Origin of the sequence: Allosphingosinicella sp. (assembly GCF_036570505.1) — a bacterium.
Taxonomy (GTDB): Bacteria; Pseudomonadota; Alphaproteobacteria; order Sphingomonadales; family Sphingomonadaceae; genus Allosphingosinicella.
In genome coordinates, this window is record NZ_DATCYB010000064.1 from 43836 (window position 1) to 64818 (window position 20983).

Annotated in this window: 27 protein-coding genes; 16 read left to right on the forward strand and 11 right to left on the reverse strand. The window is 65.6% G+C overall.

All coding sequences use genetic code 11. The annotated features are described in order from the left end of the window. Positions 1-178: 178 nt before the first annotated feature. The 3 genes from VIR62_RS08080 to surE form a co-directional block, all read right to left on the reverse strand. On the reverse strand, positions 179-520 hold the full coding sequence (locus VIR62_RS08080; RefSeq protein ID WP_431870253.1) for an EF-hand domain-containing protein: 342 nt from the start codon (positions 518-520) through the stop codon (positions 179-181). Between the two features lie 178 nt (positions 521-698). Next, the gene (locus tag VIR62_RS08085; RefSeq protein ID WP_431870255.1) at positions 699-1748 is read right to left on the reverse strand and encodes a potassium channel family protein; all 1050 of its coding nucleotides are present in this window, start codon (positions 1746-1748) and stop codon (positions 699-701) included. After that, positions 1748-2512: a 5'/3'-nucleotidase SurE gene (gene surE / locus VIR62_RS08090; RefSeq protein WP_431870257.1), complete on the reverse strand. Its 765-nt coding sequence runs from the start codon at positions 2510-2512 to the stop codon at positions 1748-1750. Before surE ends, VIR62_RS08085 begins: the two co-directional genes overlap by 1 nt. A 100-nt stretch (positions 2513-2612) precedes the next feature. On the opposite strand from surE, the gene VIR62_RS08095 reads away from it, so the two are divergent. The 6 genes from VIR62_RS08095 (at position 2613) to VIR62_RS08120 (ending at position 6066) form a co-directional block, all read left to right on the forward strand. Next, positions 2613-3053 carry a host attachment family protein gene (locus tag VIR62_RS08095; RefSeq protein ID WP_431870259.1) on the forward strand — a complete coding sequence of 147 codons (441 nt, stop codon included), beginning with the start codon at positions 2613-2615 and terminating at the stop codon, positions 3051-3053. A 110-nt stretch (positions 3054-3163) separates the two neighbouring features. Beyond that, positions 3164-3751: a hypothetical protein gene (locus VIR62_RS08100; protein ID WP_431870260.1), complete on the forward strand. Its 588-nt coding sequence runs from the start codon at positions 3164-3166 to the stop codon at positions 3749-3751. Between the two features lie 151 nt (positions 3752-3902). Further along, positions 3903-4403, forward strand: a complete 501-nt coding sequence (locus VIR62_RS08105; protein ID WP_431870261.1) for a hypothetical protein — start codon at positions 3903-3905, stop codon at positions 4401-4403. A 57-nt stretch (positions 4404-4460) separates the two neighbouring features. Further along, complete coding sequence (locus VIR62_RS08110) at positions 4461-4763, forward strand: hypothetical protein (RefSeq protein WP_431870262.1); 303 nt, start codon at positions 4461-4463, stop codon at positions 4761-4763. A 412-nt stretch (positions 4764-5175) separates the two neighbouring features. Next, on the forward strand, positions 5176-5640 hold the full coding sequence (gene dksA / locus VIR62_RS08115; RefSeq protein ID WP_431870263.1) for an RNA polymerase-binding protein DksA: 465 nt from the start codon (positions 5176-5178) through the stop codon (positions 5638-5640). Between the two features lie 87 nt (positions 5641-5727). Continuing rightward, on the forward strand, positions 5728-6066 hold the full coding sequence (locus VIR62_RS08120) for a PilZ domain-containing protein (protein WP_431870264.1): 339 nt from the start codon (positions 5728-5730) through the stop codon (positions 6064-6066). Positions 6067-6088: 22 nt separating this feature from the next. Here VIR62_RS08120 and VIR62_RS08125 read toward each other — a convergent pair whose 3' ends face one another. Continuing rightward, positions 6089-6244: a YdcH family protein gene (locus VIR62_RS08125; RefSeq protein ID WP_431870265.1), complete on the reverse strand. Its 156-nt coding sequence runs from the start codon at positions 6242-6244 to the stop codon at positions 6089-6091. A gap of 168 nt (positions 6245-6412) precedes the next feature. On the opposite strand from VIR62_RS08125, the gene VIR62_RS08130 reads away from it, so the two are divergent. From VIR62_RS08130 to VIR62_RS08145, 4 genes are all read left to right on the forward strand, one after another. Further along, positions 6413-6625 carry a YdcH family protein gene (locus VIR62_RS08130; RefSeq protein ID WP_431870266.1) on the forward strand — a complete coding sequence of 71 codons (213 nt, stop codon included), beginning with the start codon at positions 6413-6415 and terminating at the stop codon, positions 6623-6625. A 74-nt stretch (positions 6626-6699) separates the two neighbouring features. Next, positions 6700-7161, forward strand: coding sequence for a DUF1465 family protein (locus tag VIR62_RS08135; RefSeq protein WP_431870267.1), 462 nt, complete (start codon positions 6700-6702; stop codon positions 7159-7161). 40 nt (positions 7162-7201) lie between these two features. After that, positions 7202-8347, forward strand: coding sequence for an iron-containing alcohol dehydrogenase (locus VIR62_RS08140; protein ID WP_431870268.1), 1146 nt, complete (start codon positions 7202-7204; stop codon positions 8345-8347). Beyond that, positions 8344-8778 (forward strand): acyl-CoA thioesterase, encoded by a 435-nt coding sequence (locus VIR62_RS08145; protein WP_431870269.1) that lies wholly within the window; start codon positions 8344-8346, stop codon positions 8776-8778. The genes VIR62_RS08140 and VIR62_RS08145 overlap by 4 nt, the downstream gene beginning before the upstream one ends. Here VIR62_RS08145 and VIR62_RS08150 read toward each other — a convergent pair. Next, positions 8775-9740, reverse strand: a complete 966-nt coding sequence (locus tag VIR62_RS08150; protein ID WP_431870270.1) for an NAD(P)H-dependent flavin oxidoreductase — start codon at positions 9738-9740, stop codon at positions 8775-8777. The genes VIR62_RS08145 and VIR62_RS08150 overlap by 4 nt on opposite strands. A gap of 45 nt (positions 9741-9785) precedes the next feature. After that, the gene (locus VIR62_RS08155) at positions 9786-11444 is read right to left on the reverse strand and encodes a ShlB/FhaC/HecB family hemolysin secretion/activation protein (RefSeq protein WP_431870271.1); all 1659 of its coding nucleotides are present in this window, start codon (positions 11442-11444) and stop codon (positions 9786-9788) included. Between the two features lie 192 nt (positions 11445-11636). Here VIR62_RS08155 and VIR62_RS08160 point away from each other — a divergent pair, with 192 nt between their 5' ends. Then, complete coding sequence (locus VIR62_RS08160; protein WP_431870272.1) at positions 11637-12974, forward strand: FecR domain-containing protein; 1338 nt, start codon at positions 11637-11639, stop codon at positions 12972-12974. 56 nt (positions 12975-13030) lie between these two features. Beyond that, the gene (locus VIR62_RS08165; RefSeq protein WP_431870274.1) at positions 13031-15352 is read left to right on the forward strand and encodes a putative bifunctional diguanylate cyclase/phosphodiesterase; all 2322 of its coding nucleotides are present in this window, start codon (positions 13031-13033) and stop codon (positions 15350-15352) included. Positions 15353-15355: 3 nt separating this feature from the next. On the opposite strand, the gene pgmG is transcribed toward VIR62_RS08165, so the two are convergent. From pgmG to VIR62_RS08180, 3 genes are read right to left on the reverse strand one after another with little or no spacing between them, the layout of a single operon-like run. After that, positions 15356-16738 carry a phosphoglucomutase/phosphomannomutase PgmG gene (pgmG, locus tag VIR62_RS08170; RefSeq protein WP_431870275.1) on the reverse strand — a complete coding sequence of 461 codons (1383 nt, stop codon included), beginning with the start codon at positions 16736-16738 and terminating at the stop codon, positions 15356-15358. A gap of 26 nt (positions 16739-16764) precedes the next feature. Continuing rightward, a complete protein-coding gene (locus tag VIR62_RS08175; RefSeq protein ID WP_431870277.1) occupies positions 16765-17181 on the reverse strand; it encodes a J domain-containing protein in 417 nt (138 codons plus the stop codon). A 1-nt stretch (position 17182) separates the two neighbouring features. After that, positions 17183-17992: a division plane positioning ATPase MipZ gene (locus VIR62_RS08180; protein WP_431870278.1), complete on the reverse strand. Its 810-nt coding sequence runs from the start codon at positions 17990-17992 to the stop codon at positions 17183-17185. 95 nt (positions 17993-18087) lie between these two features. Here VIR62_RS08180 and panC point away from each other — a divergent pair, with 95 nt between their 5' ends. The 3 genes from panC (at position 18088) to VIR62_RS08195 (ending at position 19528) form a co-directional block, all read left to right on the forward strand. Further along, positions 18088-18957 carry a pantoate--beta-alanine ligase gene (gene panC / locus VIR62_RS08185; protein WP_431870279.1) on the forward strand — a complete coding sequence of 290 codons (870 nt, stop codon included), beginning with the start codon at positions 18088-18090 and terminating at the stop codon, positions 18955-18957. A gap of 61 nt (positions 18958-19018) precedes the next feature. Then, positions 19019-19315 carry an SEL1-like repeat protein gene (locus tag VIR62_RS08190; protein ID WP_431870281.1) on the forward strand — a complete coding sequence of 99 codons (297 nt, stop codon included), beginning with the start codon at positions 19019-19021 and terminating at the stop codon, positions 19313-19315. A gap of 66 nt (positions 19316-19381) precedes the next feature. Beyond that, positions 19382-19528, forward strand: a complete 147-nt coding sequence (locus VIR62_RS08195) for a hypothetical protein (protein WP_431870282.1) — start codon at positions 19382-19384, stop codon at positions 19526-19528. On the opposite strand, the gene VIR62_RS08200 is transcribed toward VIR62_RS08195, so the two are convergent. Beyond that, a complete protein-coding gene (locus tag VIR62_RS08200) occupies positions 19521-19688 on the reverse strand; it encodes a hypothetical protein (protein ID WP_431870283.1) in 168 nt (55 codons plus the stop codon). The genes VIR62_RS08195 and VIR62_RS08200 overlap by 8 nt on opposite strands. A gap of 85 nt (positions 19689-19773) precedes the next feature. Between VIR62_RS08200 and VIR62_RS08205 the strand changes: the two genes are divergently transcribed. Then, positions 19774-19962, forward strand: a complete 189-nt coding sequence (locus VIR62_RS08205) for a hypothetical protein (protein WP_431870285.1) — start codon at positions 19774-19776, stop codon at positions 19960-19962. A 3-nt stretch (positions 19963-19965) separates the two neighbouring features. Here the strand turns inward: VIR62_RS08205 and VIR62_RS08210 are convergent, their stop codons facing one another. Next, the gene (locus VIR62_RS08210) at positions 19966-20730 is read right to left on the reverse strand and encodes a hypothetical protein (RefSeq protein WP_431870287.1); all 765 of its coding nucleotides are present in this window, start codon (positions 20728-20730) and stop codon (positions 19966-19968) included. Positions 20731-20983 lie beyond the last annotated feature (253 nt).

Below are 20983 nucleotides of genomic sequence, written 5' to 3' on the forward strand. Positions count from 1 at the left end.
GAGTGGCGCCCAAATAGGGGCAGACGCGGCATTTTCCTAGAGCGCTGTTGATCGGCAGGCCGGCGCCAGCCTCAAAGGAAGCGATGCATCGACATCATTCACAGGGTGGGGGTTGGTGCTTGTCGTACGGCAAAAAAAAGCGGCGGTGGGATTTTCCACCGCCGCTCCCGTCCGCTGATTATTGCGGGTTCGATTTCAACGCGGCCAATTCCGACGCGCTGACTTCGCCATTTCCGTCGGCGTCGGCCTGGGTGAAGACGGCCGACAGATCTTGATCGCTGGGCGGCGAATCCCAGGCCTGCGTGCGCGCCCAAGCCGAGAATTCGGTCTGATTGAGACTGCCGTTCTGGTCAGTGTCGTGGGCCGCGAAACCGTCCCCACCCTCGGTAGCCGGACTCGTCTCCGCAGGTGGCGTTTCCGTCTGGCCCGCCGGCGGATCGGTCGGCGGCTGCTGGATATCCGCGGCTGCGACCGGGGCGGCCAGGATCAGGATGGTGGCAAAGAAGATATTGCGGTGCATACTGTGCTCCGTTGCGATTGCGAGGTGACAAGGATGGATAGGAAGGGGCCCCCGCGGTCCCCGCCCAAAGCCAAAACCACCCTTGAAAATCTCCGTTCCCGGTCTGTTTTCGGCTCGTCCCGTGGAACCGTCGTTATTGGCATGAGTCGTTTCGCCGGGGCGACCACCGGCGCCGAATTCAGCGCGGTTCCGCTTCGGCCTTCGTGGTCGGCACGATCTCGACGATGACATCGCCGGAGATGAGCATTTCCGCCTCGGGCTCCCAAAAACCGTAGGGCTTGCCCTGGCGGTAGAGGCGGACCGCGATGCCCTTCGACACCTCGGAGAGCGGCTTGCCGTGCTCGTCGGGGCCGATCATGCGCTCCGCGAGCTGGACGCGGCCGCTGCTGGTGGCGAGGTCGGCGAGATAGTCGGCGATGTGCTCCCCATGGGTGGAGCCGGCGAGGAGAAGGCCGGCGAAGCTCACCGGATTGATGACGGTTGTCGCGCCGGCCTGGCGGGCGAGCAGCTCGTTGTCGGAATTGCGGACGGTGACGCTGATCGGGATATCGTGGGCGAGATGGCGGGCGGTCAACGTGATGAGGATCGAGGTGTCGTCGCTGCCGGCGGAGACGATCATCGCGCGGGCGCGGTCGATCCGGACCGCCGTGAGTGTCTTGTCCCTCGTTGCGTCGGCCTGCATCACCGCACAGCCAAGCGACTCGGCCCGTTCAAGCGCCGCCGCTTCGGCGTCCATGACGACGATGCAGGATGCGTCCGTGCCCCGCGCGATGAGCTCGTCCACCGCCTGGTTGCCACTGGTGCCGTAGCCGGCGACGACGATATGGTCGTGGAGGTTCCGCTGAATGATCGCCATGCGCCATCTATCCCATGTGCGTTTGAAAACGAAGCTGTAGGCCGTGCCGAGGAAGATCAGCACGGCGAAGATTCGGATGGGGGTCACGATCAGCGCGTCGAACAGCCGCGCCTGGTCGCTCACTGGGGCGATGTCGCCATAGCCGGTAGTCGTGACGCTGATCATCGTGAAATAGACGACGTCGAGGAAGCTGATGTGCCCGTCGAAATTGTCGCGTAAGCCGTCGCGCTCGAACCAGTGCACCGCCACGGCGACGCCGAGCAGGGCTACCACGAACAGCGCCCGCCAGCTGATCTGCGCCCAGACGGGAAGGCTTCCCTTGCGCTGCAGGGTAGAATAATCCGGCCCCCTGCGGCGACGGCGGCGCGGCATCAGGGATAAAGCTCCGCCAGGCGCCCGAGAGAGGGGCCATGGGTAAGGTCGAGATGGAGCGGCGTCACAGCGATATAGCCGTCGGCGACGGCTTCGAGGTCGGTGGAGTGGCCGGGCGTCTCGATCATGGGGCCGAGGCCGAACCAGAAATAGTCGTAGCCGCGCGTGTCGGTGCGCTGGACGATGCGCAGCCGGCCGTAATCGCGAAGGCCCTGCTGGGTGACGCGGATGCCCCTGACCTTCGTCGGAAGGAGGGCCGGGAAGTTGACGTTGACGAGCGTGCGGGGCGCCATTGGCGCGGCGATGAGAGGGCGCAGCACCTCGTCCGCCCATGCTTCGGCGGCGGCGAAGGGGACGGTGTCGCCCATGCCTTCGCGAGCATAGGCCTGGCTGAGCGCGACCGAGGGGATGCCGGCGAGCGCGCCCTCCATCGCCGCGGAAACGGTGCCGGAATAGGTAACGTCCTCGCCGAGATTGGCGCCGCGGTTGACGCCGGAGAGGATGAGGTCGGGCGGATCGTCCTTCATGATCCAGGCGATCGCCATCATCACCGAGTCGGTAGGCGTGCCCGTGACGCAGAAGCGGCGTTCGCCCAGCTTCCTGAGCCTTACTGGGAAGGTAAGGGTCAGCGAGTGGCCGGCGCCCGATTGCTCCTCGGTCGGCGCCACGACCCAGATATCGTCGGAGAATTCCCTGGCGATCTTTTCCAATACCTTGAGCCCGGCCGCGTTTACGCCGTCATCGTTGGTGAGGAGGATGCGCATCGGTCCTAGCTATGCGTTGGGGCGGGGGCGAGGCAAGCCTCGCGGCGGCAACTATCGCCACATTTCCGGCGTTGACGGAGTAAATCCAGAGGAGACCGATATGCGCGTTCCGCACAACAGCTTCGTCGTCGTCGCGGACGGCGAGAAAATGCTCTTTTTCCGCAATGATGGAGACAGCGACTATCTGAAGCTGGAAGTGGAACGCAAAAGGCAAAGCGAAAATCCGGCCAACCGCGACATCAAGACCGACAGCCCGGGCCGCGCCTTCGCGAGTGTCGGCAACGGACGCAGTGCCATGGAGGAAGCCGATTTCCACCAGATCGAGGAGGATCGCTTTGCCGCGGAGACGGCCGATCTGCTGCGCGAGCGGGCGTTGCGCAACGATTTCGACGCGCTGATCGTGGTGGCGCCGCCTCGAACCCTGGGCGAGCTTCGCAAGCATTATCACAAGGAAGTGGAGAAGCGGCTCGCCGGCGAGATCGCCAAGGATCTGACCGGTCACCCCGTCGAAGAGATTGAAAAAATCATCCGCGCTGAATAACGTGCCTCTCGTGGCCGCGGGAGCGGCGACGCTCCCCCGCTTGTCTGGAAGACAGTTTCTGTTCAGTTCCAATGATTTATAGCGGGACAGGCTTATATTCAGGAGAGACCATGACCATCCGCAAGACTTTTCTCGTTTCCGCCGCCCTGCTGGCCTCGGCCGCGCTGCAGCCGGCCCTCGCCCAGGCGAGTTTCGCCAGCGGCGCCAAGGTGAGTGACACGGCCGGCGGCGCCGTCGGCACGATCACCAGCGTCGATGGCGAGTTTGTCATCCTCAAGACGGACAAGCATGAGGTCCGCCTGCCCAAAGCCTCGTTCACCTCCGTCGAGGACGGGTTCATCATGGCGATGACCCAGGCCCAGGTGAACGCCGCCGTCGAGCAGAGCCTGGCCAAGGCGGACAATCTTGTCACCGTCGGCGCTATGGTGCGTGACACGAGCGGCGGCTTTGTCGGCTCGATCCAGAAGGTCGAGGGCGAGCTCGCGACCCTGAAGCTGGCCGGCAACTCGCTGGTGCAGCTTCCCGTCTCGGCCTTCGGCTCAGGTCCGAGCGGTCCGGTGATCGCCATGACCGCTGCCGAGCTCCAGACCCAGGTGGCCGCGGCCGTTCCCGCGCTCGCTGTCGAAGCGGCCGCGGAGACCGAGACGGGGACGGCCGTCACCGCGCAGGCGACCGAGTCGACCGAACCGACCGAGTAATCAGCCTCGTCGGAACAGGTGAAGGCCGCGCCTGAAAGGGTCGGGCGCGGCCTTCTTCCTGTCCGGATTCCCCCCGAGGCTCTAGTCCGCCGAGCGGGCGAGCCTTTTTCGCGCGACCAGGGCAGCCGCCGCGGCACCGAACAGGATGACGATGGGCGGCGCCGGGACCGGCACGCCGCCCGTGGACGTGCTCGTCGAGCCGCCGCTGGACGTAGACGAGCTGGTGCTGCTGGAAGTCGAGGTCGAGGAGCTGGTGCTGCTCGATGTCGAAGAACTGGTGCTGCTCGATGTGCTGGTGCCGCCGCCGAAGCTGCTCGAGCTGGACGTCGACGAGACATTGCCGCTGGAGGTCGAGGTGCTGGTCGAACCGCCGCTGGTGCTCGACGTCGAAGAGACGTTGCCGCTGGATGTCGAGCTTCCGCCGGTTGACGTCGATGTGGAGCCGCCGCTGGTGCTGGAAGAACTTCCGCCGGTCGACGTGCTGGTCGATGCGGTGAAGATGGTGTTGCCACTGCTGGTGCCGCCGAAGAAACCGCCGCTGAAGAAGCCGCTGCCGAAGCCGCTGCCGAAGCCCCCGCCGCCGATCACGATCGGCACCGCGCCGCCGGTCGCGGCCGGGACGACCACGGGCGGGAGCGGCGGCATTGGATAGGGCAATGGGGGCGGATAAGTCACGGTCCGCGTCGTGACCGTGGTTACGGGCGTCACCTTGCGTTTGGCCGCCTTGACGACCTTGGTGCGCTTGACCCTCTTCACTCTCTTTACGCGCTCCGGCCGGTCGGAGCGCTTGACGGCGCCGGCCTTCGCCTCCTTGACGAGCACGGGCCTGGCGGGCGGGTTCGCGGCCACGTTGATCGCGCCGACGCCGATGATCGCGCCGCCGCAGGTGCAGGCACCGAGTTTCGCCAAGGCCATCTTTATCGACATGATACCTACCCTGTTCTTAGCTTTTGCGGCGCCGGGTAAATTGACCCCAAACACCCGGCATCGCTCCAAGCTTCAGGAACAGTGATGTCAAAGGAGGGGGTAAGCGCAAGGGCGTTAACCATATTACATCTCGCAAATGGCCATTTGGAAGTGTTCCGTCCCAATTGAAGACAGAGTGTCCGAAGTCATGAACGGGGCCGGCGCTTCAGGTCCCCCTCGACTGTGGTTAATCGTTCGCCGCCGATGCGCCGAGTCGCGGGCCCCCTTCCCCCTCGAAAGGATCCCGGCGGCCCAATGGCGCTCGTGGCGGCGACAAAAATGTCACGCTTCACTCCGAAAATCCGCGGGATTTTCGATCGCCTTTTGAGTGACTTGTTCTTCGCCAGCCGCGAAGTTATAGGCGCGCTGGGGCAGGTGCCGACACAACGCGAAAAGCGGACGGCGCCCAGGTTCGCGGACCGGCCTTCAGGCCGGACGCCAGGTGAGTGGAGGGGTTTATGGCTACGGCTCTCAATGACGTTTACGAACCGCAATATAATCCGGCGGTGGGGATGATGCTCGATGCCGGCTATCGGCCGTGCGCCAGCGAAGAGTTCATGAGCCCGCTCCAGCTCGCCTATTTCCGCAAGAAGCTGCTCGACTGGAAAGAGGCGATCGTCCGCGAATCGCGCGACACGATGGCACAACTCAAGAGCGGCCCGATCCGAGAAGCCGACGTTACCGACCGCGCGTCGAGCGAAACCGACTGGGGTATCGAGCTTAGGACCCGCGACCGCCAGCGCAAGCTTATCTCCAAGATCGACGCTGCGCTGCGCCGGATAGACCAGGGCGAATATGGCTTTTGCGAAGTGACCGGCGAGCCGATCTCGCTCGCCCGACTCGAAGCTCGTCCGGTTGCGACCATGACGGTCGAGGCGCAGGAGCGGCATGAGCGGCAGGAACGCGTTTCCCGCGACGACTGACGGGCCACACGTTAACCCGATTTCGACTATTTGAGGCTAGGCCTCGGGCGGGCCGCGCATGGAGGCGGTCCGCATAGGTAGCCGTCCGTGATCGACACCAAGATCGTCCAAGGCGGAGTCGCCAGGCCGCCCACCCGGCGCACGTCCAGCCGGGACAGCCTTTTTCTTTCCGCGACGATCCAAAGGGTCGACGACGCGCTTGGCGAGCCGATGTCCGTGCGCGTTCGCAATCTCTCGGCGATTGGCCTGATGGCTGATTATAACGGTGTCGCGGTACCCGGAGAGCCGGTGATCGTCACGGTTCGCGGGATCGGCTCGGTCGCCGGGAAGGTGGCATGGATTAAAAAGGGCAGGGTCGGCGTCAACTTCGATGTCGAAGTCGATCCGCTGATGGCTCGAAAGCCCCTCGGTCGGCGGGCGCCATAGCGCCCGCGCTAGCTCTGCTCGGCTAGATGCCGAGCATCGCTTCCTTAACCCTGAGCTTCTCTTTTTTCAGTCGGGAAAGCGTGGCCATGTCCGGATGGGGGCGTTGATTCTCTTCACTGATGCGAGCGTCGAGACCAGCATGTTTCAGCTCCAGTGCGGACATATGCGCGTTTTGCATTCCCATCTCCTCTGCCTGGTGTCGTATGGATCATTAGAACGTGGAAGGTCGGGCTTGTCTCCCCTGATCAGACAGTCGGTCATCCCTGTTCGACGACCCGTTGATGCTCTATCTATACCCGGAATCTATACCCGGAAAAGACTAAGCTTGAGTAGCGGGAGGGCGGCCATGGCAGCGAATGAGAACGGCGACCCCGGCGCGGCGGCGAAACTCATTCAGCTGAAGATGGAACATCGCGATCTCGATGCCGCGATCGAGGCGCTGAGGAGCACGCTGGCGGCCGATCAGCTGCAGCTCGCCCGGCTCAAGCGGCGCAAGCTCCGCCTCAAGGACGAGATCGCGCTGCTCGAGGACCAGCTCGTCCCCGACATCATCGCCTGACCGACGACATCGCCACAACGGCTTAACCCATTTTCGCCGTTCACCGCGGCCGCCTCCTGTGGCACTGTCCGTCTATGGCGATTGAAGAAGCCCGCAGCCAGATGACCCACCGGTTGATCGACTCGCTCTATGTCGAGGCGATGGTGCTCGCCGATGAGGCGCGGGCCTATTTCGACCGCAATGGACGCGACGACCGGATGGCGCTGGATCCCGTCGTGCGAGTCGGATTTTCCTGCGAGTCGCTGAAAGTCACGACGCGGCTGATGCACGTCATCGCCTGGCTGCTGACCCAGCGCGCGGTGGAAGCTGGCGAATTGACCGCCCTGCAGGCGCGTAAGCCCGCGCGACGCCTCGGCGAGGCGGCGGAGAGCGACCCCGGTTTCCTGGAGCAGCTGCCCGAGGCGGCGTTGCATCTCGTGCGGTCGAGCAGCGACCTTTATGCGAGGGTCCGGCGACTCGACGAGGGCAGCGCGGACGTCCAGCCGCAACCGAGCCCTGCCCGCAGCCTGCTGCATCGCCTGGAACGCTCCTTCTGACGATTGCGCTGGTCCCGGCGGTCCGGCTAGCGTCGCATTCATGACCGACTACCGGTTCAGCTATGGCCCAAGGCTGCTGTCGGGGGAGGGGGCGACTCGGCATCTCGGCGAGCTTCTCCCCGACGGACCATGCCTCTTCGTCACCGACGCTCGGATCCTGTCGTTGGGTCTGGCCAGTGCCGCCTTGGAAGCGCTCGAGGCGGCCGGGGTGACGGCCGTTATCTTCGACGCGATCGAGCAAGACCCCTCGCGCGGGACACTGATGAAGGCGGTGGAGACAGGCGTGGCCCGAGGCTGCGTCTCCGTGGTCGCGCTGGGCGGCGGCAGCCCGATGGATGTCGCCAAGCTGGCGGCCTATCTGATCGGCAGCGGGGACGACCTCGACTCGCTCTGGGGAGTCGACAAGGCCATGGGCGATCGCCTGCCGCTGGTCCTGATCCCGACTACGGCCGGGACCGGCTCGGAAGCGACTCCGGTCTCGGTCGTCACGGTGGCGGGCGCGGAGAAGAGGGGAGTGAGCAGCCCGGCGCTGGTCGCCGACTGGGCGATTCTCGACGCCGCGCTTACCCTCGACCTTCCACGAGACGTCGCCGCCGCGACCGGCATCGACGCCATGGTTCACGCGATCGAGGCCTATACGTCCGCGCGCCTCAAGAACCCGATATCGGACATGCTGGCGCGCGAGGCGCTGACCCTCCTCGCCGCGAATCTGGCGACGGTGTGCGATCGGCCCGACGACATCGAGGCGCGCAGTGCGATGCTACTCGGCGCCCATCTCGCCGGCGTCGCCTTTGCCAACGCTCCAGTCGCCGGCGTTCACGCGCTCGCCTATCCGCTGGGCGGGCATTTCCATGTTCCGCATGGCCTGTCCAACGCGCTGATGCTGCCGCATGTTCTGGGGCACAACATGTCTGCCGCCATGACGTCATATGCGGAGCTCGGCGCGCTGCTCGACCCCGGCCTGCAAGAGGTCGGGGCACAGGCGCAGGCGCGGGCGTTCGTCGAGCGATTGGGCGAGTTGTCCCGCCGGACCGGTCTACCGCAGCGTTTGTCGGACGTCGGCGTCTCGGCCGCCGATCTCGACCTTCTGGCGCGGGAGGCGATGAAGCAGGAGCGGTTGCTGGTAAACAATCCATGTCCAATCGGCGAAGCCGATGCCTATCGCCTTTATGAGGCGGCGCTGTGACTCGGGAGGCGCTGAAAGGACGCGAGCATTACAAGGCCTGGCGCGAAATCGGCACCCGCTGGGCCGACAACGACGCCTATGGGCATGTCAACAATACGGTCTACTATCAATGGTTCGACACGGCCGTGAATGGCTGGCTGATCGAGGCCGGGCTGCTCGATCCGCGCCGGGGCGATCCGATCGGCCTGGTCGTGGAGACGGGCTGCCGCTATGCCGTTGCCTTGTCCTATCCGCAAGCCGTCGACATTGGCTTGGCCGTAGAACATGTCGGAAACTCAAGCGTTATCTATCAGTTAGGCGTCTTTGCTGGGAACGCGCCGAAAGCGGCGGCGGAAGGCCGGTTCGTCCATATCTATGTCGATCGCGAAAGCCGCCGGCCGACCCGACTGTCCGAACGGTGGCGGGATGCGCTCCGAACGCTGCGCGTCTAGCCTGCCCGTTCTAGGAGCGCGGCCTTCGCTTCGGCATATTCGGTAACAAGGCGTTCGATATAGTCTGCCGTCGACCGCACCTCGTCGATCGCTCCGATCCCCTGACCCGAGCCCCAGATGTCTCGCCACGCCTTCTTGCTGCCTTCGCCGGTGCCGAAATCCATGGTCTTGAGGTCGCCCTCGGGCAGATTGTCGGGATCGAGGCCAGCGGCGACGATCGACTGGCGAAGGTAGTTGCCGTGAACCCCGGTGAACAGGCTCGAATAGATGATGTCGCCTGCTTTTCCGGCGGTAATCCCGCCCTTGTACCCGGGGGTGGCGTTGGCTTCTTCCGTGGCGATGAAAGCCGAACCGATATAGGCGAGGTCGGCGCCGATCGCCTGGGCGGCGAGGATGGCGCGGCCGGTAGCGATGGCGCCCGACAGGATCAGCGGCCCCTCGAACCAGGCCCGGATCTCCTGCACCAGGGCGAAGGGCGATAGCCGTCCCGCATGGCCGCCTGCTCCGGCGGCCACGGCGATAAGCCCGTCCGCGCCTTTCTCGATCGCCTTGCGCGCGAAGCGGTCGTTGATGATGTCATGGAGCGTGACCCCGCCCCAGCCGTGCACGGCGTGGTTGAGCTCCTCGATCGCGCCGAGCGACGTGATGACGATCGGCACCTTCCACTTGGCGCAGGTCGCCAGATCATCCTGGAGGCGGCTGTTGGAGCGGTGGACGATCTGGTTGACCGCGAAGGGCGCGGCCGGCGCCTTCGGATGGTCTCGATCCCATTGGGCGAGCTCCTCGGTAATACGGTGGAGCCATTCGTCGAGCACCGACTGCGGACGCGCGTTCAGCGCCGGGAACGACCCGACGACCCCCGCCTTGCACTGGGCGATGACGAGATCGGGGTTCGACACGATGAAAAGCGGCGCGCCGATGACGGGCAGCCGCAGCCGGCTGAACAGAGGGGGGAGGGCCATTACCTTCCCTTAACGTAAGGCCCTCCCGCGTCAACGCGGACCGTTTCAGAAACGGGTGCTGATGGTGAAGGAGAGCCGCGGATTCCGATCGCCATCGGAGAAGGGGCTGTCGGTCAGCGGAAAACCGAGCTCGAGTCCGATGGAAATATCGTCGAGGTCCATCCGGACGCCGCCGCCGGCTGACGCCAGTGTCGCGCCGCCCCGCCCGTCTCCGTAATTGCCGACGGAGCCTGCATCGACATAGCCATAGAGCTGCGCTGTCTCGATCGGGGCGGGCAGTTTTTCGAGGTCGAAGCGCAGCTCTGCTGAGCCGGCAATGCCTTTGTCGCCCGAGGCTTCGCGATAATCGAAGCTGCGCAGGAAATTTCGTCCGCCGAGGCCCATTTCCTCGCTGGACAGTAACGGCCGCGAGGCGACCTGCCCTTGGGCCTCGAGCTGGAAGCTGAAGCTGTTGCCAAGCGGCTGCCGATATTCGGCCCAGAGCTCGAGCTTGGTGAAGATGGCGCTGCCGTCTGGACGGGAGGCGTCGGGATCGCCCTCGCGGGTCGCATCGAACGCGCCGGTCCCCTGCACGACGGCGAGGAGCCCGCGCACGCGACCGTCGCCGACCTTGGCGACACCCAGCGCGCTGGCGGTGACCTTCGCCACCCGATCATCGCGCGTGACGTCGCCCGTCCGCTTCTGCGTCGCGTCACGAAGAGCGAACTCCACCTTGCCCCAAAGGCTTGCGGCGCGAGACCGCAGCAGCGGGTGAAGGAGGTCGATCGATCCTTGATAGCTGCTGCTGTCGACATCCCTGCCGGAGAGAACGCCGCCCGGCTCCGACCAGGCGGCATAGCCGCCGAGACCCACCGTCGTTCCATCAATGCCCAAGGCCTTGGAATAGCCGGCCCGGACGAGCTGGAACTCTTCGGGCTCGAAGGGCGTGATCACGCCGCCGAGCATGAGCTGATCGTCGTCCGCCAGCACACCGTTGGCTTCGATGATGGCGGAGAGGCTCACCGGCCCGACCGCGGACGAGCCCCAATTGTCGATATAGGCCCGGCCCCGGATCCGGTCCCGGCGCGTATCGACATGCAGGATATTACGCTCGCCGCGCCGCTCGAGGCGAGCGTTTCCGACCCAGATGCCGGCGATATCGCCGGCCAGCAGCAGCCGGCGTTCCAGCTCGCCCGTGCGGACCGGTCGCCCGTCGGCGAGCGGAGCGAGAAAGCGTCGTGCGACATCGGCGGCGTCACCTTCCGCTTCGATGGCGTCGACCCGGCCTGGGTCGAGCCGCACGCGAAGAACGCCGTTCGTCACCTTCTGTGGAGGTATCCAGGCGGTCGCCAGCCCAAATCCGGCGCCGCGGGCGACATTGGCGATGTCGGTCACCAGCGCCTGCATGTCCGCGCTCGTGAGCGGGCGTCCCGCATAGGAGGCGATGACCGGAGCAAAGGCGGAAGCGGGCAGGGCTTCGGCGCCCTCGACCAGAATTGCACCGGCGACGACCGAGCCCGACACCGCGACGTCGGGCTGGCGCTCGGGCTGTATCGAAAGAGGCTCGCTCGGCCTCGGCGTGGGCACCTGCTGGTCCAGCAATTCTTCTTCGATGACCGATGGGTCGGCGCGATCGGCGGGCGTCTGCGAGGCGAGTGACGGGGCCTGCGCCAGGCAGATTGCCGCCGTCGCGGCCATTATCAATCGGATGCATCGCAGGGTCATCGATGGCTCCACCCCTTGTTGGGTTAAGGCCGCGACTACCCGAGCAATTCTAATTTTTCGTTATACGCCAACTAATTATCGGCGAATTAACTGATCCCCTTAGGTCGCCGGCAAGTCCTCTTGCTCTATCGGGCAGAGTGAGGACGTCCCTCAAGCCGCAGTTTTGCGGTCGTGACGGGGAAAGGAATCGACATGCGTAAGATCGTTCTGGGATTAGCGCCGGTCCTGATGGCCGTTCACAGCGGCGCCTTCGCCGCGGCTCCCGAATGGAAGGTGAGCGAAGTCACCGGCGACGTCCACCTCACCCACGATGGGCGATCCCGCGCCGCGACCAAGGGCGCACTGCTGTCATCGGGCGCGGTCATCGCGACCGGCCCCAAAGCGCGCGCCGTGATCGTTCGCGGCCAGGAGTTTGTGGTCGTCTCGCCCTCCAGCCAGCTGAGGGTGCCGGCCGCCGATTCGCCGAACAAGATAATGCAGATCATCGAGGATTTCGGCACAGCCCTCTTCAATATCGAAAAGAAGAGCACGCCGCATTTCGGAGTGCAGACGCCCTATCTCGCGGCCGTCGTGAAAGGGACGACCTTCACGGTGACGGTAGGCGCCGAGGGAGCCTCGGTTCAGGTCACCGCGGGCGCGGTGGAGGTCACGACGCTGGATGGGGGCGCGGCGGAGCTTATCACGCCCGGCGACATCGCTCTCGTCGGCGCGAGCGATCTCTACCAATTGACGGTCGAAGGCGACGACGCGAAGGTGATCCGGTCGGATCAGGCTCCGGTGGAAGGCGCCGTCACGTCCACTCCGCCGCCTAAAACTTCCTCGAGCTATTCGGGTCCCTCCGACACGAGCGTCCGCATCGCCGCGCCTGTTTCGGAGAGCCCGCAGTCCTTATCGGACGTGACGGACGGCCTGCTGAGCGGCGACGCGACGCTGCAACTCGCCACCGCCTTGGTCGTTGATGAATCGAACGAGACGGCCGACGAGCAGCCTGCTCCTGATCCCGAGCCTGCGCCCGAGCCGGTCCCGACACCTCCCGTTGAGCCGCAACCCGAACCCGAGCCTGAGCCGGAACCCGAGCCGGAGCCTGAGCCAGAGCCAGAGCCAGAGCCAGAGCCAGAGCCAGAGCCTGAACCCGGTGACGACGACAACGGACACGGAAACGACGACGACAAGCCCGGGAAGGGCGATGACGACGACAAGCCCGGGAAGGGCGGTGACGACGACAAGCCCGGTATGGGTGATGACGACGACGATCACAGCGGTCCTGGCGGCGGCGACGACGGTGACGACAATTACAGCGGCGGCGGCGGCGACGACGACGATGATGACGACGATCACAGCGGCGGCGGCGACAACGACAAATCCGGTGACGACGGTGACGTTTCCCAGCCGGTTGACGAGTTGGACATGTCCGACGTCCCGGGATCCGGGACACCGCCGCCTTCGACGGATGGCGAACGCCCAGGCTCGGTCGAAACGCTGCTGGACAAATTGAGGGATGCCGGTGACGGGCGTTTCATCCCTCGCTGAAGATGGGTGCCAACCGTCCGCGGCCGAACCATCGGTCGCGGACGGGAGCCTTCGACATGTTTGATCTAGCCCGTCTCAGTCCTCTTTTTGCGCGCTGGCGCCGGAGAGTCATCTTCTGGCTGCCCGGCCTGCTGGGGTTGTTCCTGCTGCTGAGTGGCGCCGGCACCGGTCTCGATCAGCTGCTCCGGAACATGCGCGACGGGATCCGGTCCCATCCGGCGAGCGGCGAAATCCACATCGTCGAGATCGACGCGCGCAGCCTAGCGGAATTCGGCAAATGGCCCTTGCCGCGCCGCATCCACGCCGCAGCTATCGACCGCCTCCATCGCGCCGGGGCGCGCTCGATCGCTTTCGACGTCGATTTCTCGGCCACGTCCCGCCCGGCGGAAGACGACCGTCTCGCCGCGGCGCTGGAGCGGGCCCGAGGCAGCGTCGTGCTGCCGACATTCCGACAATATGCGGGCTCGAATTCTTCGCACTATGTTGATAATATACCGATCAAGTCATTCAAAGAAAATGCGTTTCTTGCCGCCGTGAATGTCTTTCCGGACCCGGACGGCTATATCCGGCACATGCCGCTCGGCCTCGATACCGCCGGCGTCCCCCGTCCATCGCTGGCGAGCATGGTGGCCGAACGCCAGGCCGGAATCGGGCGGCAATTCAGGATCGACTATGCGATCGAGCCGAGCAGTATTCCCCGCCACAGCCTAGTCGATCTGGTCAGCGGAAACATCCCTGACGCCGCGCTGGCCGGCAAGCGGGTCGTGATCGGCGCCACTGCCGTCGAGATGGGCGATCGTTATGCTGTCCCCCGCCACGGCGTGATTCCCGGCGTCGTGATCCAGGTGCTGGCGGCCGAAACGCTGCTGGCCGGGCCCGTCCCGCGGCAATGGAGCGCCGTCTACCCGCTTTTGCTCGCCCTGATATTCGTCGCCGCGAGCCTCGGCATCCGGTCCCGCCGGCTTGGATCCGCCTTCTTTGTCGTGAGCACGCTAGGTGTTCTTACCCTTCCGCTTGCCACGGAGGCGTTATTCTCCATCTCATTGCCTCTTGCTCCGGCCCTGGCCGTGCTGGCGGCCGCCGCTCTGCTCAGCGGTGCGGCTTTCGTCGCCGAGCAATATCTGCGCCGCGCGCTGACCGACGAGGCGACCGGGCTACCCAACCTGGCCGCGCTCGAGATCGCGACCGCGCGCGCGCCGGCCAATGTGGTGGTGGCGAGGATCGACCGCTTCGCCGCCATCGCTTCCGGCCTCGGTCCCGACGCCACGGCCCGTCTCGTCCTTCGGGTGGCCGAGCGGCTCGGTTTCGCCAAGGCGGAAACGGACATTTACCGCACCGACGAGGCCAGCCTCGCCTGGATCGAACGACCGGGGGATGAGGAAAGCCTCGACGACCGGATCGACGCCATCGCGGCAGTGATGCGCTCGCCTGTCGAATGCGGCCGTCTTGTCGACGTGACGCTCGCCTTCGGCCTCGCCACGGCGGAACATGGCAATGCCAAGCAGCTGGTCGCGAACGCGTCCCTCGCCGCCTTTCATGCGTCGCAGAAGGGCATAAGGTGGGAGCGCTTCGTCGATGCCGACAGCGACGAGACCAACTGGCATCTGTCATTGCTGGGCGAGCTCGATGCCGCGATGGAATCCGGCCAGCTCTGGAATGCCTATCAGCCGAAGCTGGATATCCGTTCCGGCCAGATTGTGGGGGTCGAGGCCCTGGTGCGGTGGATGCATCCCGAGCGCGGGCCGATCGCTCCCGACAGCTTCGTTCCGCTCGTCGAGGAACATGGCCGCGCCCGCGACCTGACGGTCCATGTGCTGGAGCAGGCGCTCGAGGACGCTTTCCGCTGGAGCGAGGAGGGCCATCCCATCGGCGTCGCCGTGAATGTGTCCGCGACCCTGCTCAGGGATCATGAATTCATCGAACTGGTAGGACAGATACTCGCGAGAAGCGCTGTGCCGACAGGCCGGGTGACGATCGAGGTGACGGAATCCGCCGCCATGAACAGCCCCGAGCAAGCGATCGCGGCCCTTGAGAGCTGGCGGGCGCTGGGAGTGGCCATCTCGATCGACGATTATGGCACCGGCCAGTCCTCGCTCGGCTACCTTCAGAAGCTTCCGGCAACGGAGCTAAAGATCGACAAGAGCTTCATCCAGACGATCTGCACCGACTCTCGCAATGCGATCATGGTGCGCTCGACGGTGGCGCTGGCGCATGAGCTCGGCATGAAGGTGGTCGCCGAGGGAATCGAGGAGGCGGCCTGCCTCCATCTGCTCGAACAGATGGGCTGCGACACCGGGCAGGGCTATTTCATCGGCCGGCCGATGTCGGCCAAGGCGTTGCTCGACTTCCTGTCCGAACGCTCCCGCGAAGCTGCCTGAAGCTTAGTGGCCCGCCTGGGGGCCGCGCTCCAGTCCCGACAGGGAAAGCTGCTCGTCGATCTGCCCGACGAGGCGATCGAGACCGTCGCGGGTCTTCGCTTCGGCGCGAGCGACCAGCACGTCCTGGGTGTTGGAAGCGCGCAGCAGCCACCAGCCGTCGTCGGTGTTGACGCGAGCGCCGTCGGTCCGGTTCACCTCCGCGCCGCTCGCCTCGAGTCGATCAAGCACTTCCTCAATCACCGGGAACTTGCGGCTCTCGTCGACCTGGAAACGCATCTCGGGCGTGTTGACCATGTCGGGCATGGCCGAGTGGAGCGCCGTCAGCGAACTACCGAGCCGGGTCACCGCCCGGATCAGCCGCACCGCCGCGTAAAGAGCGTCGTCATAACCGTAATAATCGTGGGCGAAGAAGATATGGCCGCTCATCTCACCGGCCAGCGGGGCGCCGGTCTCCTTCATCTTGGACTTGATGAGGCTGTGACCGGTCTTCCACATCAATGGCTTACCGCCCAATTCTTCGACTCGATCGAAAAGCGCCTGGCTCGCCTTAACGTCGGCGATGATCGTGGCCCCCGGCACTTCTTCCAGCACCGGTTCGGCGAGGATGGAGAGGAGCTGATCGCCCCAGATGACGCGTCCCTCGCCGTCGACTGCGCCGATGCGGTCGCCATCGCCATCGAAAGCGAAGCCGAGATCGAGCTGCCGTTCGGCCACCAGCGCCTTTAGATCCTCGAGATTCTTTTCCTCGGTGGGATCGGGATGGTGATTAGGGAAGCGGCTGTCGACGTCGGTATAGAGGAGATGGTGCTCGCCGGGCAGACGCGCGACCAGCTTCTCGACCACAGGGCCCGCCGCGCCGTTGCCGGCGTCCCAGCCGATGCGGAACGCTCCGCCATCGAAATTTTGAAGCAGGCGATCGACATAAAGATCCATGATATCGGCATCGCCAACAGTCCCCTCGCCGTCTTCCCAGTCGCCCGCGGTCGCCATGGCGCCCAGTTTCTGGATGTCTTCGCCGAAGAAGGCGTCGCCGAACATCACCATCTTGAAGCCGTTATAGTGGGCGGGATTGTGGCTGCCGGTGATCATGATGCCGCCATCGACCTCCAGCTCCGCCTCGGCGTAATAAAGCATCGGTGTCGGTCCGAGGCCGATGCGGACGACATCGACGCCTGATTCGTTGAGGCCGCGGATCAGGGCTTTTTCGAGGACGGGCGAGCTTTCCCGCCCGTCATAGCCGACCGCGACCCGCGTGCCGCCGCCGCGCCGGACGAGAGTCGCGAAGCCGCGGCCGATCGCGTGGGCGTCCGCCTCTCCGAGCGTCTCCCCGACGATCCCGCGTATGTCATATTCGCGAAGCGAGGTCGGATGGAAGCGATGGCTCATGGAGATCTCCGGCATGGGTGAAAGTTTCAAGACGCGCGAGGCGTCCTGCGGTTCATTTCCTCCACCAGGGTGTCGCGGGCGACGTTGACCCGGTGGGCCAGCTCCGCCGATCCGCCCGTGTCCGGGTGGACCTTGGCGATCAGCCGGCGATGGGCGTCGCGAATGTCGGCTAGGCTGGCACTCTCGTCGACGCCGAGCAGCTGGCGCGCTTCGGCCAACGGCATGGACAGGGGGCGCGCACGCTTGCGCCGATAGAAAGCCCAGAGCGTCGCCCCGGCCACCAGCGGAAGACCGAGGGCCGGCTTGCCCGTGGTGGCGAAGCGCATCCCAAGCAGGAAAGCCGCCCCGGCGATTCCGTCCTCGAAGGCCAGCCCCTTGAGGCGCCCGGTCCACCAGGCCCAGCCGAGCCCGGCCGCGATCAGCAGGAGCAATGCTACAGGCATGTCAGCCGGCCGCGGCGGCCTTGAGCGGCGGCGCATCGCGCGCCTCGTCCGGAAGGCCGAAGCCGGCGATCATCTCGCGCAGTTCCTGGCGCGCGGCGATGTGGCTGAGTCCGACCTTGCCGAGATGGCCGAGGTCGAGCAGGGTCAGGCCCTTGGGGAAAAGTTCGCGATAGATGACGCGCTCGCCGAGCCCCGGGATGACGCGGAAGCCGACCCGCCGCGACAGTTCGTCGAGCGCGGTGCCGACACGGCGCATATTCTTCGCTTCGACATATTGAAGGCGGTTGCGAAGCACGACCCAGTCGACGCTTGCCCCTGTCGTCTTGGCCTTCTGGGTGCGGCTGCTCCAGACCAGCTCCGCATAGAAGCTCGGCCGCCGGATCCTGTACGTCTCGGCATCGACCTCGCCGATGAGGTCGAGATCCACGAAGCTGTCGTTGATCGGGGTCACCAGCGTGTCGGCCCGCAGCATCGCCTCGCGCGCATGGGGATCGTCGCGGCCGGGCGTGTCGACGACCATCACCTCGGCGCCGGCCGCGAGCCGTTCGATCTGGTCGTGCAGCGTCTCCCCTTTGGCGGGGTCGAATGTCTCGTAGGTCGGCATCGGCAGGGGCGTGCCCAGCCGCTCGATTGAGGCGGCGCGGTTGTCGAGGTAGCGGCCCAAGGTCCGTTGCCGTGTGTCGAGGTCGATCGCCGCCACCCGGCGCCCGGCGGCGGCGAGCGCAACCGCGCTGTGTACCGCCGTCGTCGATTTGCCCGTCCCGCCCTTTTCGTTGGCGAACACGATGAAATGCGGCTTCACCCCGGCCATGGTCTTCTGTCAGCCCCTCTTGATATCACCGCCGCGCTCCACCACAGAGCGCCCGGTCATGAATAAGCCAAGCCTGTACCGGAGGCCATGAGGCCGTGCAATTAATCCGTGAAATAGACGCGCTTAGAAGCGCCGTGGCAACACTTCGCGAGGGCGGGAGGATCGCGCTCGTCCCCACGATGGGCGCGCTCCACGCCGGTCATATGGCATTGGTGGCGGAGGCCAAACGGCGTGCGGCGCATGTCGTCGCCTCGGTCTTCGTCAATCCGGCCCAGTTCGGCCCCAACGAGGACCTTTCCAGCTATCCTCGCCGCGAAGCGAGCGACGCCCGGATGCTGGAGGAGGCGGGCTGCGCTATACTTTGGGCTCCGGACGCCGCCACGATGTATCCAGAGGGCTATGCCACGACCGTCTCCGTCAGCGGCGTCAGCGAGGGCCTATGCGGTGCGTCGCGTCCCGGCCATTTCGACGGAGTTGCGACCGTGGTCGCCAAGCTCTTCAGCCAGGTGCGGCCGGACGTCGTCCTGTTCGGCGAGAAGGATTATCAGCAGCTCGCCGTCATCCGCCGCATGACGCGAGACCTCGACTTGCCCGTCGAGGTGGTGGGCGTGCCCACCCAGCGCGACGCCGACGGCCTCGCGCTCTCCTCGCGGAACGTCTACCTCTCGGACGAGGAAAGGATCGCCGCCCGTGCTCTTCCGCGGGCGCTGGGCGAGGCGGCCCAGGCGATCCGGGACGGCGAACCTGTTGAGGAAGCCATCGCCGTCGCGCGCCGCAAGCTCGGCGCGGCCGGGTTCGATCCCGTCGAATATGTCGAGCTGCGAGACGCGGACACGCTGGAGCCCGTGTCGGCGCTCTCCCGTCCCGCCCGCCTCCTCGCCGCCGCCCGCCTCGGCGGGACTCGCCTGATCGATAACCTCGGCGTGCTGCCGAAAGAGGATGAAGAACCCTCACTGGGTCGTTAACCATTTCTTTGCATTGATGGGCCGACACTCGCCTCCGACATAAGTCGAGAGGGGGCATGTTATGGGGAACAGCCTGAAGTCCGCGAGCTTCCTGATGGAAAGCAGACTCGCGGAAGCGGCCCGCGGAAACGCGGTCGCTCTGTATGAACTGGGTGTCGCTTATTCCACCGGATCGAACGGGGTCGAGGTCGATCTCATCGAAGCCCACAAATGGTTCAACCTCGCGGCGCTGAACGGCAACCGCAAGGGCCAGCAATGCCGCGCCGAGATCGCCGATGAAATGACCGCGCGCGAAATCGCCGAGGCGCAGCGCCAGGCCCGCGCCTGGCTGGCCAGCACGGTCGCCCGCGCCGCCTGATCGGCAACAGGGGAACGGCGCCTCGAAGGGGGCGTTACACTCCTGTTATCATTGGTGGAGGCCGACATGGACGAACGCGAGCCCGTCGAGGGCGTGAAAGAGAAGGAAACCGTCATAGTCGAACGCGGCGGCGGCGGTGGGATCATCGCCGCGATCGCGCTCTTGATCCTGGTGGTCGCGGTCCTCGCCTATTTCGGCATGCTGCCTATCTAGAACCGTCTTTGTCGGTCTTCTTGGACCGGTTGGCGTAGAGCAGGGCGGCGACGATCGCCGCCGACCCAATGCCGACGGCGACGCCGGTAGTCAGTCGTTTCTTGTTCTTGCTGGATTCGTCAGGCTTCGCGCCTGAGGCGGGCTCGCTTTCATCGGACATGCGGCAACCCCTAGCCGAGAGCGGATGACCTGCGCAACGCTTGCCTTGCCGGTTCGTTGGCTCCGCATAGCGATGGAGAATCTCAATGGGAACGACCAAGAGCGGACGCGGCCACGAGAAGACCGTCAATCAGGGCCCGGCGCCCGAAAAGCGTCGCGAGGAAAAGGCCGACGTCACCGGCAATGTGAAGGAACGGGGGCAGAATCCATCGCCGAGCGGCCGCAGGCGTGGCGAAACCTCGGATGCCGATACCGCCCGCGAACGCGCGGAATAGAATTCAGATTCGCCGTTTCAGCCGGTGCTCGCGCTGCCCGACCTTGCGGTAGATGCGTGGTCCTAGGTCCAGCCGGAATGCGCCCATCTTCTCGGCGGGCGGATCGCTTTCGCTCCCGACCAGATAGGAAGCCGAGGTCTGGCCCGTCTGCGTCTCGCCCCAGCGATAGTGGACGTTGAACGCTACCATGGGGATGAACAGCCGCCGGCCCTGCACGCTTACTTCGCGCACCTGTTCGCGGGGCAGAAGGACCGTGCCGCGATAAGGCATCTGAGTTTGCGGCGCGATCGGCCGTGGCGCCGGAATGCCCGCGGCGCCGGGGGCGGCGAAGAAGACGCCGATCTCACTATCCTGCTGCGTGCCGGCGTTGAACATGCGGCCGTCGATCTTCACGTCGCGCGCCTCGCCATCGCCGGTATTGCGCACCATCAGCTCGAACTTGATCATGGCGTGGCTGTCGTTCGTGCCGGCCTCGCTCGGACGGAATTGGAGGTCGATCCAGGGTCGCGGTTCGGCGACAGGCGCCGGCGCAGGCTCCGTGGGAACGGCCGCTCGGGGAGCACGCGTGGCGACGGGCGCGGCCATCGCCGGCTCCGCTCGTCCCTTCCGGCGCAAAACCACGAAACCGAGGCCGACGACAAGGCCGGCGAACAGCAGGTAGAGCCACCAGTTGCTGGAAGTCTCACCGGCGTTCAGCGTCGGCTGCGCCGCCGGCGGTTCCGCCTGTGGAGTTGGAGGCAGCGGCTGCGCCTCCAGTGGTGCCCGCACCAGGGGGTCCGCTGGCGAGACAGGGGCAGTCTCGCTCCGAGCGGATGGCGCGACCGATCGCTCCTGCACATTCTCAGGCCTCGGGGCGGTTACCTGCTCCCGCGTCGGCGCGGGAATGGGCGCGGGCGGAGGCGCAATGGAAACGACGGGTTCGGACGCGGGCGGCCGCTGCCTTTCCCCCGTGGGTGCGGACGGGGCTAGTGGGGCGATGATAGGCCCCGGCTCGGCCGTCGACCTCATCTGATTGTCCGGC